Annotated in this window: 13 protein-coding genes; 10 read left to right on the top strand and 3 right to left on the bottom strand. The window is 37.6% G+C overall.

Annotated features, from left to right (window positions below):
* The 3 genes from OVA16_RS15085 to OVA16_RS15095 form a co-directional block, all read right to left on the bottom strand.
* Positions 1–3,618, bottom strand: a complete 3,618-nt coding sequence (locus OVA16_RS15085) for a SusC/RagA family TonB-linked outer membrane protein (RefSeq protein WP_267760989.1) — start codon at positions 3,616–3,618, stop codon at positions 1–3.
* Between the two features lie 46 nt (positions 3,619–3,664).
* Positions 3,665–4,792 (bottom strand): FecR family protein, encoded by a 1,128-nt coding sequence (locus OVA16_RS15090; RefSeq protein ID WP_267760992.1) that lies wholly within the window; start codon positions 4,790–4,792, stop codon positions 3,665–3,667.
* A gap of 94 nt (positions 4,793–4,886) precedes the next feature.
* Positions 4,887–5,480 (bottom strand): RNA polymerase sigma factor, encoded by a 594-nt coding sequence (locus tag OVA16_RS15095; RefSeq protein ID WP_267760995.1) that lies wholly within the window; start codon positions 5,478–5,480, stop codon positions 4,887–4,889.
* Between the two features lie 271 nt (positions 5,481–5,751).
* Here OVA16_RS15095 and OVA16_RS15100 point away from each other — a divergent pair, with 271 nt between their 5' ends.
* The 10 genes from OVA16_RS15100 to OVA16_RS15145 all read left to right on the top strand — a co-directional run bounded on the left by OVA16_RS15100 (position 5,752) and on the right by OVA16_RS15145 (position 14,545).
* Positions 5,752–6,111 carry a hypothetical protein gene (locus OVA16_RS15100; protein ID WP_267760997.1) on the top strand — a complete coding sequence of 120 codons (360 nt, stop codon included), beginning with the start codon at positions 5,752–5,754 and terminating at the stop codon, positions 6,109–6,111.
* A gap of 367 nt (positions 6,112–6,478) precedes the next feature.
* Positions 6,479–6,913: a lactate dehydrogenase gene (locus OVA16_RS15105; protein WP_267760999.1), complete on the top strand. Its 435-nt coding sequence runs from the start codon at positions 6,479–6,481 to the stop codon at positions 6,911–6,913.
* Positions 6,913–8,262, top strand: coding sequence for an oxygen-independent coproporphyrinogen III oxidase (gene hemN / locus OVA16_RS15110; protein ID WP_267761001.1), 1,350 nt, complete (start codon positions 6,913–6,915; stop codon positions 8,260–8,262). Before OVA16_RS15105 ends, hemN begins: the two co-directional genes overlap by 1 nt.
* Positions 8,263–8,518: 256 nt before the next feature.
* Positions 8,519–8,989 (top strand): heavy metal translocating P-type ATPase metal-binding domain-containing protein, encoded by a 471-nt coding sequence (locus OVA16_RS15115; protein WP_267761003.1) that lies wholly within the window; start codon positions 8,519–8,521, stop codon positions 8,987–8,989.
* Positions 8,990–9,003: 14 nt separating this feature from the next.
* On the top strand, positions 9,004–10,920 hold the full coding sequence (locus OVA16_RS15120) for a heavy metal translocating P-type ATPase (RefSeq protein ID WP_267761004.1): 1,917 nt from the start codon (positions 9,004–9,006) through the stop codon (positions 10,918–10,920).
* A 117-nt stretch (positions 10,921–11,037) separates the two neighbouring features.
* Positions 11,038–11,226: a cbb3-type cytochrome oxidase assembly protein CcoS gene (gene ccoS, locus OVA16_RS15125; RefSeq protein ID WP_267761006.1), complete on the top strand. Its 189-nt coding sequence runs from the start codon at positions 11,038–11,040 to the stop codon at positions 11,224–11,226.
* A gap of 73 nt (positions 11,227–11,299) precedes the next feature.
* On the top strand, positions 11,300–13,441 hold the full coding sequence (ccoN, locus tag OVA16_RS15130) for a cytochrome-c oxidase, cbb3-type subunit I (RefSeq protein WP_267761008.1): 2,142 nt from the start codon (positions 11,300–11,302) through the stop codon (positions 13,439–13,441).
* Positions 13,442–13,445: 4 nt separating this feature from the next.
* Positions 13,446–13,628 (top strand): hypothetical protein, encoded by a 183-nt coding sequence (locus OVA16_RS15135; protein ID WP_267761010.1) that lies wholly within the window; start codon positions 13,446–13,448, stop codon positions 13,626–13,628.
* On the top strand, positions 13,615–13,815 hold the full coding sequence (locus OVA16_RS15140; protein WP_267761014.1) for a hypothetical protein: 201 nt from the start codon (positions 13,615–13,617) through the stop codon (positions 13,813–13,815). The genes OVA16_RS15135 and OVA16_RS15140 overlap by 14 nt, the downstream gene beginning before the upstream one ends.
* Positions 13,808–14,545 carry a cbb3-type cytochrome c oxidase N-terminal domain-containing protein gene (locus OVA16_RS15145; protein WP_267761017.1) on the top strand — a complete coding sequence of 246 codons (738 nt, stop codon included), beginning with the start codon at positions 13,808–13,810 and terminating at the stop codon, positions 14,543–14,545. The genes OVA16_RS15140 and OVA16_RS15145 overlap by 8 nt, the downstream gene beginning before the upstream one ends.
* Positions 14,546–14,717: the final 172 nt, after the last annotated feature.

Consider the following 14,717-nt stretch of genomic DNA (forward strand, 5'->3'; position numbering starts at 1 on the left):
TTACAATGTTAGGTTAAGACCAAATAAATAAGTTTTTGGCAAAGGCATATTTCTTGTGCCAGAGTTAGCAGTATACACCTCAGGATCGATATCGTTTCCGGCTGCGCTCCAATACCAAATGTTATTCATTTGGAATGTTAATCTAGCAGATGAAATTTTGATTTTATCTGCAAATGATTTTGGTAAATGGTAGCTTAACGATACGTTTCTTAGTTTAATGTAATCTCCGTTAACCACGTTAATGTCTGAGTTTCTCCATTGCGAGCTTATAGAAGAAGCATAGTTTCGCATATTTTCTGCATAGTCTACCAACAAACGAGGGTTAGCAGTTGGGTTAGCATCAGTATATCTTTGAGTTATGCCGATGTTTGTAAGTGCATCAGAACCTAAATCTAAGGTTTCTTTACGCATTTTATTACCACCAGAGAAAACCAATAGCATATTTAAATCAAATTGTTTATACGAAAACCGTTGAGATAGTGAGCCAGTGTAAGTTGGCATTAAGCTTCCCATGTTTACCAACGCATCTGGGTTGTTAATTGATTTTACACTGGTAGGATTTGGATTGCCGTTGGCATCAAAAGTTATCGTTGGGTTGCCGTTTTCGTCTAATACATAAGGATAACCGTTAGTCATGCCGCCGTATTTGTACGCATAAAAACTATTGTAATATTCGCCTTCAAAAAAGTAATCACCTGGGAAACCTACATAGTTACTAGCAGTTCCTTTAGCTCTAGTCACTTTCTCGACCTTAGTTTTGTTAAACGCAATAATTAAATTAGAGTTGATACGGAAATCGCCTCGTTTAAACCACTCAGAGCCAGCACTAAATTCAATACCTCTGTTTCTTAGCTCGCCAGCATTTATTCTGCGTGTAAGTGCACCCACGGTAGGGTCTAAATCTGTTGAAACTAATAAATCGCTACTTAAACGATCGTAAACATCAATACTGCCTCGCAACTTATTGTTGAAAAGGCTATAATCTAAACCAATGTTTGTAGTAGCTGTTTTTTCCCAACGCAGCATAGGGTTTGGCTGTTGGGTAATATTTATGTATTGTAACGACTGAAAAAGGTTGTCGTTTCTTCTGGTTGCTACGGTGTATGGCGTAGTGCTTTGGTCAACATTTCCGTTAACCCCATAGGTAGCTCTTAACTTTAAGAAATCAACCCATTTTACGTTTTTAAGAAAATCTTCTTCGCTGGCATTCCAACCTAAACCAACCGACCAAAGCGGACGATTTCTGTATTTCGGCTCTGCACCAAAAAAATCGGCTCTATCTACCCGTAAACTACCCATTAGGTTGTATTTGCCTAAATAGGTATAGCCAAAATTGCTGTAAACAGAAAAATTACGGTGCTTGGTTTCGGTTTGTGTACGCGAAAGTGCACTTAGTGTTCGGTTATTGCCATAAATGTAACTTGGTGCACCAGTTTGGCTAAGCGCAAAAGTATTGATAATGGTTGAGGTTAAAGTTACTGGATCGTAGCCGTATCTCAACTGCTCAACCGTTCTAGGTATAAAACTTTCACGCATTTCGAAACCTGCAATTGCAGTAACTTTGTGTTTGTTCTGGTCAAAATAGCGATCAAAATTTAATTGGTTTCTAAAGGTGTAATTACTAGTTTGTCTATCTATTTGCTGATAACGGCCGCCAGTAGAAAAGCCATCAACATAGGTATAAGTGTTGGTAGCAGGGGTGTATCCGGTTAGGCCATTAATAGCATAGCGCATTTTGTACGAGTTTACATCGTGGTAAACTTCGGCATTTGTTCTTCTATTTTCGTACTGAAACTGTGTGTTAAAGCTTAAGCCGTTCCAAATTTTAGCTTCGATATTGGTAAATGCTCTTAGACTTAACGAGTTTTGTTGCGTAATACCTTCTTGCAATTGGTTTAGTACGTTAAAGTTTAAAGATTTGAAACCAGAAAGACTATTGATCCTATCAGCTACCGCTGGGTTCATGGCACCGCTAGAAGTAAAGCCATCATCAATGTTTGCAAAAGGAGCAATTACTAAGTTGCCATTTCCGTCGGTTATTCTTTCGTATCTTTTTTGAATGTCGAAACTACCAAAATCACTATCGGTAATATCTGCGACAGAATAGGATGCGTTGATGCCGAAAGTAGCATTTAACCAACTTTTAACTTGAAAACTGCTTTTTGCATAAAGGTTGTAGTTTTGGTTATCGTTATATTTTATCCTTCCTCTGGCATCGTCAAAATTAAATGATATGTAGGTGTTTTGCTTTGCTGTACCACCCGAGAAAGACAAATTATAGCGTTGTCTAAATTCATTTTGCCAAACATTTTTGGTATAATCGTCAATGAAATCATTTTGTCTCCATTGGTTGATGGTGGCATTAAAATCACTGTCGTTAATTTTTCCTTCTTCTAAATTTCTGTTTAACTGGTAAAGCGGGCTGTAATACCTTAAACTACTATTGCCAGCATCGCCATAATAATTAAATAGCGAAGTTACGTTGGCGTATCTAGCTCTCTCTCGGTTGTACACAGCTTGCTCAAAATCAATTAAATCACTGGTACTTGCGTAGTGCATGTCGTTTAGGTTAGGCTTTGTAGCAATAAAAAAGTCCGAGTTTAAAGAAACCTTCAAGTTTCCACTTCCTTTTTTAGTATTGATAACGATGATACCATTTGCAGCCCTAGAACCGTAAATTGATGCTGCCGAAGCATCTTTTAACAAGTTTACACTTTCTACATCGTAAGGATTGATGTCTTCTAAAGTAAGCTCAGTAGGCAATCCATCAATTACCAAAAGAGGAGCAGAACCAACCTGTGCAGATAAAGTTCCGATACCTCTCAATATTGGTTTATCTGCTGCCGCTCCATTCACATTTTTTTGAAACATTAATCCAGCAAAACGACCTTCTAAGGCACTTGTTAAGTTTACGTTTACGTTTTCGTTTAAGGTTTTGTTATTTACTTCGGCAATTGCAGCCGGCGATTCGAAACGTTTAAGCGATTGGTAACCAGTTACCACAACCTCTTGTAGCACAGCGTTAGACGGTGCTAAAGTGACAATAATTACCGATCCGGTAGCATTTTTAGCATATTTAATTTCTTTTTGTTCGTAACCTAGGTAAGAGAAAACCAAGGTATTGTTACTATCGCTTACATCAATGCCGAAGTGTCCATTTTTATCGGTACTAACCGTGTTTGAAGTACCTTTTTGAGTAACGGTAACGCCTGGCATTAACGCACCATCATTATCGTTAACCATACCGTGCAGGGTATAGGTATTTTCTCCTGCAGCTTTAGACTTAATCACAATGGTTTTTCCATTTACACGGTAGGTAAAATCTTGATCTTTAAAAACCTGTGTTAGTATTTCATTAATATCTGAAGATTTAATTTCTGCGTTAATTGGCTTTGCTTTTTGGTTAAACGAAGCATCGTAAACAAATTGGTAATTGGTTTTTGTAGCAATTTCAGAAATTACAGTATTTAGTGTAGCTTGTTTAAAGCTAAATGTATATATAACTTGCCCAAAAGAAGATTGAGCAGTTAGCGTGGTAAAAATAGAGATTAATAAAAGCAATCTCAAATACGATATCAGCACAGGCTTTTTGCTACCTGCTAGGTAAAGTTTATTCATTAAAGGTTAGTTAGTTGATTATAAAATTTGTTTGATTGAGCGTATTTTAATTATCTATGCTTAGCCTCCTTTCTTCTACTTTAAATTTTAGCCCCGTAGTGGTGTACAACATTTCTAGTACATCTTTAAAGGCAGTGTTTCTATTCAGTCTTATATATAAGCGTTTATTGGGGATGCTGTTCTCGTCGAAAGAGAAATCGTACCAACGGGAAAGCTCATGGAGTACATCGGCTAATGCTTGGTCGTTAAATACGAACAAGCCATTGGTCCACGCTTTTGCAGCAGCGGTGTCGGCTTGGTTTACGAGAATGCCATTTCGGTCAGATAATCCTTCCTGTCCGGGAGCGAGAATTTTTCGGTTAGATAGATAGTTGAGTTGTACGCTACCTTCGTAAAGCGTAGTTTTTGTTTGCTTGCCAAAGCTATTGATAGTAAATGCTGTACCTAAAACTTTGACATTGGTTTGCCCAACAGATACAATAAATGGCATTTTTTTGTTTTTTGCCACTTTAAAGTAAGCTTCGCCGCTTAATTTTACGTGTCTTTCGGGGCCATAAAAACCAACGGGAAATTCTAAGGTAGATTTTGAATTGAGATAAACTTGCGTACCATCTCCAAGTGTAATTTTGTAGAAACCACCAGCTGGTGTGCTAATGGCGTGCAGGGCAGATAGGCCCGTAGTATCGTTTGATTTTTGTTTGTAAATAATGTTGCCGTTGGCAGCGGTAGTAACCGAAATGGCGGCGGCAGGAGAGAAGCTCGATTGGCTTTCGCTGTTTAGTAGAGTTTCTTCGTTATTGATTACTAAAACAGCTTTATTGCTACCAGGAATAATCTCATTTTTAGTTGAAGAACCACTGTAAAGCGCTAAATAGCTTATTCCAAAAACTACTGCAGCTACTGCAGCGGCTTTGTACCAAGTAGTTATTTTAATTACTTTAGTTTTTGGTTGTTTTTCTATTTTTTCTTCAATTTTTGCAAAAATTGATTGAAGATGCACTGTATCGGCGGGTGCCAATTCATCGTCCAAAAGCAGCTCTTGGTTAATATGATTGCGTAAGTCCATCTCATTAACCTCTGCCATGTCTTTAAACAAAGCATTAAGATCATTTGCGGTAACTTCGCTATTAAGATACCTGTTAAATAGTTTTTCGAACTTTGTTTTTTGCTCCATATTTATAAACCTATACGCACGAGTTTTAAAAACACACTATCGTATGCTAAAAAAAAGTGTTTTTTTTAGATTTAGTTTAAGAGGTTGAGGAGAACTAGTTCTTTAGATATAATGCAATAACAAATACAAGGAAATCTTTAGAGTGGAAGAACACATGATCTTTTACGGCTTTGGTGGCGTGCACCAATTGGTTGCTGACCGTAGAAACACTAATATTTAATTGTTCTGCCACTTCTTTATAAGATTTCTCTTCTAATTTACAGAGCCTGAAAATTTCTCTTCGTTGCGGAGGTAGCTGTTCAATGGCTTCATTTAATACAGCAGCACGCTCTTTATTGTAGATATAATCTTCTGTTTGATTGTAAAACGTTGCAAAAGTATGAATTAAGTGGTCTTGCATCTTCTTGTCTTGCGCAAGTTTTCTGTAATAATCGTAAACTGTGTTTTGGGCTATCGTATACAGCCATGCTTTAAAGGGTTTAGAGGTATCTATGGTATCTTTTTTAATCCATAATTTTAAGAAAACGTCTTGTAAAAGCTCGTCTGCAACTTCAGATATTTTCACCATTTTATTAAGTTTTTGGTGTAGTGCAGAACTATATTTTTCGTAAAAATAAGCAAAAGCATCCCTATCTGCATTAATAAGCCGAGTTAAATAAACTTCTTCTGACAGGTGGTAAGTTGACAACTTAAACGATTAATTTTTTACTAAGATGATAATAATTTTTTTGCTATCAAAGTCTAAGGCAATTTAGAGTGGGTTTTAACAATAAATCATCAAATAAAAACGGCAGCTCATCCAAGCTGCCGTTTTTTAAACCAAATATAAATTTTATGAACATTGATGCAAATATAATAAAGTCTACTAATTTAGTAGTTTTTATTTAAAAATAATTTTACGCTTGATAGGAAATATCATTAGAAATGTATTAGTTTTATTATTCTAAATATAAACAGAAATGAAAAAGTTATTATTTACGCTATTTATTGCGTGTTTTACAATGGTGTTTGCTCATGCACAAGATGCACCAAAAAAGAGAACCTCTTTTGGATGGGATAAGGCTTCGCTAACAGAAATTGGTTGCGATACAGACCAGATCAAAAAGATTGCTGTAGTTAAAAAAGATGCTTCAGAAAAGAGAAAAAAGATTGAAGAAGATGCTTCGTTAGATGAAAAAGCAAAAAAAGCAGCAATTAAAGTAATTGTTAAAGATAGAAATGAAGCAATGAGTGCACTTTTAACCGAAGAGCAACGCAAAAAAGTAGAAGAAATTAATGTTAAATTAAAGGAAGAAGCTAAAACAGCAGCCGGAAACTAAAAGCTTTAATTAATAATCTATAGCCAGAAGCGGATAATTTTAAAATTATCCGCTTTTTTTTATTTAAAATAAATCTCTTTTTGGGAGATTACGATAAATTATTTTGCGCTCTTCGCAATACTCTTTTTTAAAGCGCAAATTTTTTCAAGCTTTCGTCAAAAACAGCTTACGCTTAGCTGTCTTTTAGTTCTCAGCTCGTTATTAATAAATAGTTGCAGGTTATGCCGTGTTCTAAAAGGCTAGTTAAAATTTATACTCACATTAATTACCCGGCAGCAGTTTGTGATTAATATCATTTTTTAGGTTAACTGCGCTCAAATTGCCGCAACCTACTACTAGCTAGTTTTGTGAAACATAAAATGATTTCATGAAGGCTATTGCTTATAATATTAAACCTGAAGAAAAAGAGTGCTTGGTGTTGGCTAACCACAAGAAACATGATATTACCATTATAGCCAATAGTTTAAGTAAAGAAACACTGCCATTTGCACAAGGCAAAGAGGTTTTGATTGTGTTTAACGAAGATCCATTAAATGCAGAACTGATGGTAGGCTTAAAGGCCTTAGGTATTAAATACATTGCTACTTCATCTTTCGAAACCAACCACATTGACTTAAATGCAGCTGGAATTGCCGGTTTTAAAATTGCCAATGTTCCTTTTACACAAGGTAACGATGTAGTAATGCCACGTATGCAACAAGTAATAAAAAACTTAGATAACTGGGCCGCTGGTAAATGTGTTGGTAAGGCTTGTTGTTGCCCAAACGATTGTGCAAAAGCAATGAAACAGGAGGGACAGTAATGGAAGCCACCAAACTGTTACGTAAATACAACATTGCTGCACCTAGATACACCAGTTATCCAACGGTGCCTTACTGGGATAACGAAAATTTTGCTGCTGCGCATTGGAAAAACAAATTGGTTGCAGCCTATAAAGAACACCATAACGAAGGAATTAGCCTATACATTCATTTACCGTTTTGCGAAAGCTTATGCACTTACTGCGGTTGCAATACTCGTATCACTAAAAATCATGGTGTAGAGTTGCCATATATTGATGCTTTATTAAAGGAATGGGAAATGTACTGCGCATTATTGGGCGAGCAACCAAAAATCAAAGAAATTCATTTAGGCGGCGGTACACCCACTTTTTTTAGTGCAGCCAACTTAAAAGCTTTACTAGAAACTATTGCTGGTGGTTCGCAATTTGATGAAGATGCAGCTTGCTCTTTCGAAGGGCATCCAGATAATACTACAGCAGAGCATCTAAAAACTTTGCGTGAGTTAGGTTTTAGAAGATTGAGCTTGGGAATTCAAGATTTTGACCCGAAGGTGCAATTTATGATTAACCGCTACCAAACGCCAGAGCAGGTTAACAACATCAGTAAGTTAGCTCGTGAATTAGGGTATCAATCCATCAACTTCGATTTAATTTATGGTTTGCCTGGGCAAAATATTACAGGTTTAACCGAAACCATTGAAGAAACCATTGCCATTAAGCCAGATCGTATTGCATTTTATAGTTACGCCCATGTGCCTTGGATCAAAGCTGGTCAGCGTCATTTTACGGAGAGTGATATCCCGCAAGGCGACGAAAAATTTGCCTTGTACCAAAAAGGTAGAGCCATGTTAGTGGCTGCAGGTTATGAAGAAATAGGGATGGACCATTTCGCTTTGAAAACAGATAGTTTGTACATCGCTAGTGAACAAAGAAAATTACATCGCAATTTTATGGGGTACACCGACCACCATACGCCTATCCTGCTAGGCTTAGGTGTATCTGCTATTAGCGATTGCGGTACTGCTTTTGCGCAAAATGCGAAGACGGTAGAAGAGTATAAAAGTTTTATCCTTTCAGAAGATTTAGCTGTACAAAAAGGTCATTTATTAACCAAAGAAGATCTGTATATCAGAAAGCACATACTCAATTTAATGTGCCAAAACAGCACTTGCTTTACTGAAGGCATTTCGCAAGAAGTTATTGAACGTTTGCAGCCTATGATTAGTGACAGTTTGGTTGAGATTATAAATAAAGAGGGCGTAAAAATCCTTCCTGCAGGCAAATCGTTTTTACGCAACGTTTGTATGGCTTTTGACGAAAGATTATGGCAGAAACAACCACAAAAACAGTTGTTTAGCGCATCGATTTAAGGTCGCGTACAATCCTAAATAAGTGCGTCATTCCAGATTTATTCTGGAATCTTAATGCGATAGAAAATATACATCATATCACTTTAAGATTAGCTAAGCTGAGCACTCGCGGTTCCCGTTTTTACAGCTTACTCCGATGTAAATCTGAGGGAATGACGACAAAATTAAGTGCAGAATTGTCATGCTGAGCTTGTCGGAGCATATTTAAAATTAGGCTTCGAAAAATTTAGACTGACGAGATAAAATATACAAAGTTATGAGCAATTCAACCATCACCCACCAAAGTTCATTATGTTACCATTGCGGCGATCAATTACCTGCTGTTAAATTAAGCTTCAACGATAAAGATTTCTGCTGCATAGGTTGTCAAAGCGTATATCAGATTTTATCAGAAAACAACATGTGCAACTACTATGCGTACAATGATACTCCTGGGCAGCGCATTAAAGATAAGGGTCATTTCGAATACTTAGATGAACCAACCATCATCACACAGCTCATCAACTATAAAGATAAAGATAACTCGATGGTTACATTTTACGTTCCGGCTATCCATTGTAGTTCTTGTATTTGGTTGTTAGAGCATTTGTACAAAATCAACCCAGCCATATTTAGTTCACGTATCGATTTTCTGAAAAAGGAAGTAACTATTAGCTACAAACATGAAAAAGTATCGCTTCGCCAAGTGGTAGAAGTTTACTTAACCAAATTGGTTACGAGCCTTTAATAAGTTTGCAGGACGTGGTAAAGGAGAAAGGTAATTCGGTAAATAAACAACTGATTTGGAAAATTGCCATCGCCGGTTTCTGTATGGGCAATGTAATGCTGTTCAGTTTTCCAGAGTATTTCGGTTTATCAGCCTTGGAGAATGAATTTCAATACTTGTTTGCTTGGTTAAATTTGGCATTTTGTATTCCTGTAACATTTTATTGTGCGAAAGAATATTTCATATCGGCCATTGCCAGTTTAAAACAAAAACATATTAATCTAGATACACCGCTCGCACTCATTATAGCAGTGCTATTTGTACGCACCGCTATTTCAACCATATTTAATACAGGGCCAGGTTTCGGAGATACCCTAACGGGATTGGTTTTTCTATTGCTGATGGGTAAATGGGTAAAACAACGTACTTACCACCATATTTCGTTCGATAGGGATTACCGTTCTTATTTTCCAATTGCGATTACCACCCTTAAAGATAACCGTGAAAAACCAGTAGCTATTAGCGAAATAGTAGTTGGAGATAGACTATTGATACGCAATGGCGAATTAGTGCCAGCCGATGCCATCCTAATGAAGGGAGATGCTTGGTTGGACATGAGCTTTGTAACTGGCGAAGCCGAGCCACAGCAGAAGGTTTTGGGTGAGATTGTGTATGCTGGCGGAAGACAAATGGGAGAGGCTATTGAGCTCGAAGTAATTAAACCAGCTTCGCAAAGTTACTTAACAGGTTTATGGAACAAAGAATTTTACAAAACCGATTTTAAGAGAAAGAATTTTAACGATAGCATTGCCAAGTATTTCAGTATTGGCGTTTTTGTAATTGCTTTTGCAGCTACTGGCTATTGGTTGTGGATGGGAGATAGTAGCAAAGCATGGTCGGCATTTACGGCGGTGGTTATTGTGGCCTGCCCTTGTGTGCTCGCTTTAAGTACGCCATTTACGCTTTCGGCTATACTTTCTGTATTTGATAAAAAAGGTTTTTACGTAAAAAATACCGATGCTGTAGAGCAATTGGCCGATTTAGATACCATAGTTTTTGATAAAACAGGAACGTTAACCAGTACGCAAAATTCTGAAATTTGTTTCGAAGGAAGTTTAACGGCTGGAGAGAAATTAATGGTGGCCTCATTACTCTATAATTCCTCACATCCGCTGAGTAGACAAGTGCTAAAGGTTTTAAATCCGGATAAAATTTATGCCATTGCCAAGTACAACGAAGTAGTAGGAAAGGGGATTATGGGCATGGTAAACGGTTGTATGGTGTATGCTGGTAGTAAACGAGGTTTACCTTTTGAGGTAGAGAGCATTATCAGCAAAGAAAACGGCGGCGTACACATCATGATTGATGGAATGTATAAAGGCTGCTTTTCGGTAGACCAACAATGGCGAGATGGCATTACTCCTTTAATCAACTCCTTAAATAAAGATTATGATTTGAAAGTGCTTTCTGGGGATACCAATAAAGATGAAACCTTGTTGAAATCTATTTTTAAACCATCAACGGTCATGTGCTTTAATCAAAGTCCACATCAAAAATTAGAAACCATTAAAGCATTGCAAATCAATAAGAAAAAAGTAATGATGTTAGGCGATGGTTTAAATGATGCTGGCGCTTTAAAACAAGCCAATTTTGGCATTGCCATAACAGATAACATCAACAACTTTACGCCAGGCTGCGATGCCATTTTAAGTGGCAGTTCGTTAAGCTTGCTGCCAAATTTTATCCAGTTAAGTAAAGATGGATTAAAGACGATAAAGATCAGCTTTGCGATAGCTACATCTTATAATTTGATAGGAGTTTACTACGCCGTTCAAGGTACGCTTTATCCATTGGTTGCTGCTATTCTAATGCCAATAAGTACCATTACCATCATCAGTTTTACCAGTTTGGCAACCAGGTATTTTGCAAGGAAAAACAACTTAACCCCCTAGCCCCCTAAAAGGGGAACTGAATACAGGGTGCTATACAAAGTCCCCTTTAGGGGATTTAGGGGTAACAATACAACCGTTGACCAACAATACAACAATTTAACAATCGAACAATAAATCATGAACATACTCTATTTCTTAATCGGTTGCAGCGTGCTAGTTGCATTGGTTTTTCTGGGAGCTTTTTTTTGGGCGCTAAAAAACGGACAGCACGATGATGTGTACACACCAAGCGTAAGAATTCTTTTTGATGATGAAGTAAAAAACACCGAACCGAAGGAAAGTGACCATAATCATATTTCCGACTAACACTCATCATCGGCCGTGCTATGGCACTGCAATAAATTTGTCATAAACATTACAAATCTATTTCTATTCAATTATGCAGCTAGAAAAATTTACTTACGACAACAAGATTGTACGAGATTTCGGTATTGCAACCATCGTATGGGGCATTATCGGTATGCTAGTAGGACTAATTGTCGCTACGCAGCTGATTTCGCCAAGCATGAACCTCGGTAATCAGTACACTACGTTTGGTCGTATCAGACCACTCCATACTAATGCAGTAATTTTCGCTTTTGTGGGTAACGCCATTTTTATGGGAGTTTATTACTCCTTACAGCGTTTACTTAAAGCCCGGATGTTTAGCAATGTATTAAGTAAAATTCATTTTTGGGGTTGGCAATTAATCATTGTTTCGGCGGTAATTACGTTGCCTTTAGGCTTTACTTCATCACACGAATATGCGGAGTTAGAATGGCCAATTGATATCGCCATTACCTTAATTTGGGTGGTTTTTGGTATCAACATGTTCGGTACCATTATCAAACGTAGAGAAAGACATCTTTACGTAGCCATTTGGTTCTATATTGCTACGTTTGTAACCATTGCGGTGTTGCATATTGTTAATTCGTTTCAGCTGCCAATTTCATTCTTAAAAAGTTACTACGTTTTTGCTGGTGTGCAAGATGCCTTGGTACAATGGTGGTACGGGCATAATGCGGTAGCATTTTTCTTAACTACGCCGTATTTGGGCATGATGTACTACTTTTTGCCTAAAATGGCTAATCGCCCGGTATATTCTTATAAATTGAGTATTCTTCACTTTTGGTCGTTAATATTCATTTACATTTGGGCTGGTCCACACCATTTATTGTACACTTCCTTGCCAGGATGGGCACAATCTTTAGGTGTAGCTTTCTCCATCATGCTAATTGCACCAAGTTGGGGTGGTATGATCAACGGTTTGTTAACCTTGCGTGGCGCTTGGGATAAAGTTCGTGAAGATGTAACCTTGAAATTTATGGTAGTTGCACTTACCGCTTATGGTATGGCAACTTTCGAAGGGCCAATGTTATCCTTAAAACAAATTAACGGCGTTGCGCACTTTACCGATTGGATTGTAGCTCACGTACACGTAGGTGCTTTAGGATGGAATGGTTTTTTAACCTTCGGTATACTGTATTGGTTAATCCCACGCATTTATAAAACAGAATTGTTTTCTAAAAAATTGGCTTCTTTCCATTTCTGGATAGGCACTTTGGGCATCTTGTTTTACGCTATCCCAATGTATTGGGCTGGTTTTACGCAAGGTTTAATGTGGAAAGAATTCACAGATGAAGGGTTGTTGAAATATGCCAACTTCTTAACCACTACGCTACAAATTATCCCGATGCATATTTTACGTTCTATTGGCGGTGCATTATACTTAATCGGAGCTATCGCGATGACTTACAATTTGGCTAAAACCATGTTGAGAGGCAAATTGGTAGCAAATGAAGCGGCAGAAGCGATGGCTTTAGAGAAAGTAATTACTCACGAAGATCCAACAGATAAAAAATGGCACCGTGTATTGGAGCGCAAACCAATGAAATTCATGGTGCTTTCTATGATTGTGATTTTAATTGGTGGTATGGTAGAAATGATGCCAACGTTTACCATCGAAAGTAATGTGCCAACCATTGCAAGTGTGAAACCTTATACACCGTTAGAGTTAGAAGGTAGAGATTTGTATATCAAAGAAGGGTGTGTGAACTGCCACTCTCAAACTATCCGTCCGTTTAGGTCAGAAACCGAGCGTTACGGCGAGTACAGTAAAGCAGGCGAGTTTGTATACGACCATCCGTTTTTATGGGGAAGTAAACGTACAGGACCAGATTTGCATCGCATTGGCGGTAAATATTCTAATGCTTGGCACTACAACCACATGTTAGATCCTACCTCAATGTCGCCGGGCAGTATCATGCCGCCTTATCCATGGTTAATTACCCAAAAATTGGATACCAGCATGACCGAGGCTAAAATTAGAGCAATGCAAAGTTTAGGCGTGCCATATAGAGAAAATTTTGATGCTGTTGCAAAAGCTAAATTACAAGAGCAAGCAGAAGCAATTGCCGCTGATTTGAAGCAAAACAACATTGATGTAAAAAGCGACAGAGAAATTATTGCCTTAATCGCTTATTTACAACGCATGGGCACAGATATTAAAGCAAACAAAACTACTATTCCATCTAATCAGTAAAATTATGTTTAAGCAAATAAAAGACCTAGCAGGAGGCGAGTTTTATCTCATCGCATCACTGCTCATATTTATGGTTTTCTTCCTCTTAGTGGGTGTGTATCTTCTTAAAATGAACAAAACCCATATTGCAGAAATGAGTAATCTACCTATTAGCGAACCTCAATCTAATGGTTATGAAGAAGTTTAATTTGTTGATGATGATATTAGCTGCTAGCTTAGGTTCTTTTGCACAAGATGTTGCTACAACTGCCGCAGAAGAAGCTAAAGCTGTAATTCCAGAGCCATCTTTGGGGGTCAAGCTTTACCGAATTGTTGATTATCACGCTTTTGATATTTTCGATTATTCTGTTGTTTGTGGCCATCACTTTGTATAAAAGTTTTAAAGTAATTTACCAAGAAAGTAAAAATCCAACGCCTTATAAAACTAAAGAAGATAGAAAATTAGAATATGAGGAATGGGTAAAACTAAACGGAGAAAAACCTAACATTTGGACTAAACTATTGAGTTTAAAACCTCTTTCAGCAGAGAAAGATTTAGAAATTCCACATGCTTATGATGGTATTAAGGAGTTAAATAACCCGGTACCCGCTTGGTTTAACGTGCTTTTCTATGGTACATTAATTTTTGCTGCCGGATATCTTTATTACTATCATATTGGCGAACATGGCGAGCGTCAAGATGATGAGTACAAAACCGAAATGGCAAAGGCCGATCTGGCTAAGCAGAAATTTTTGGCAAAAAATGCTTCATCAGTTGATGAAAACAGCGTGAAAGTTGATCCATCGCAAATTGCCGTGGGTAAAGGCGTATTCGATGCAAATTGTGTTGCTTGTCACGGTCAAAATGGCGAAGGTTTAGTTGGACCTAACCTAACCGACGAGTTTTGGCTACATGGTGGCAGCGTGAAAGATATTTTCAAAGTAGTGAAATATGGTGTGCCTGAAAAGGGAATGGTAAGCTGGGAGAAAAACATGAGTTCGGCTAACATTAGTGCAGTAACCAATTACATTTTATCGTTGCAAGGTTCTAAACCAGCTAACCCTAAAGCACCACAGGGCGAAAAATATGATGCCGCTGTGGCAGAAGCTGCAGTAGCAAATTGAAATTAACATCAATAGTCCGTCATTTCGACTGGAGTGCAACGAAATGGAGAAATCTTTTAACATCTTCTCTCGGAATAGTCCAAAGATTTCTCCTCGTACCTCGTCGAAATGACGGAACCTTTGTCGTAATTGCGAGGAGGAACGACGAAGCAATCTTTTAAGAACAAGTGCA

Origin of the sequence: Pedobacter sp. SL55 (assembly GCF_026625705.1) — a bacterium.
Lineage (GTDB): Bacteria > Bacteroidota > Bacteroidia > Sphingobacteriales > Sphingobacteriaceae > Pedobacter.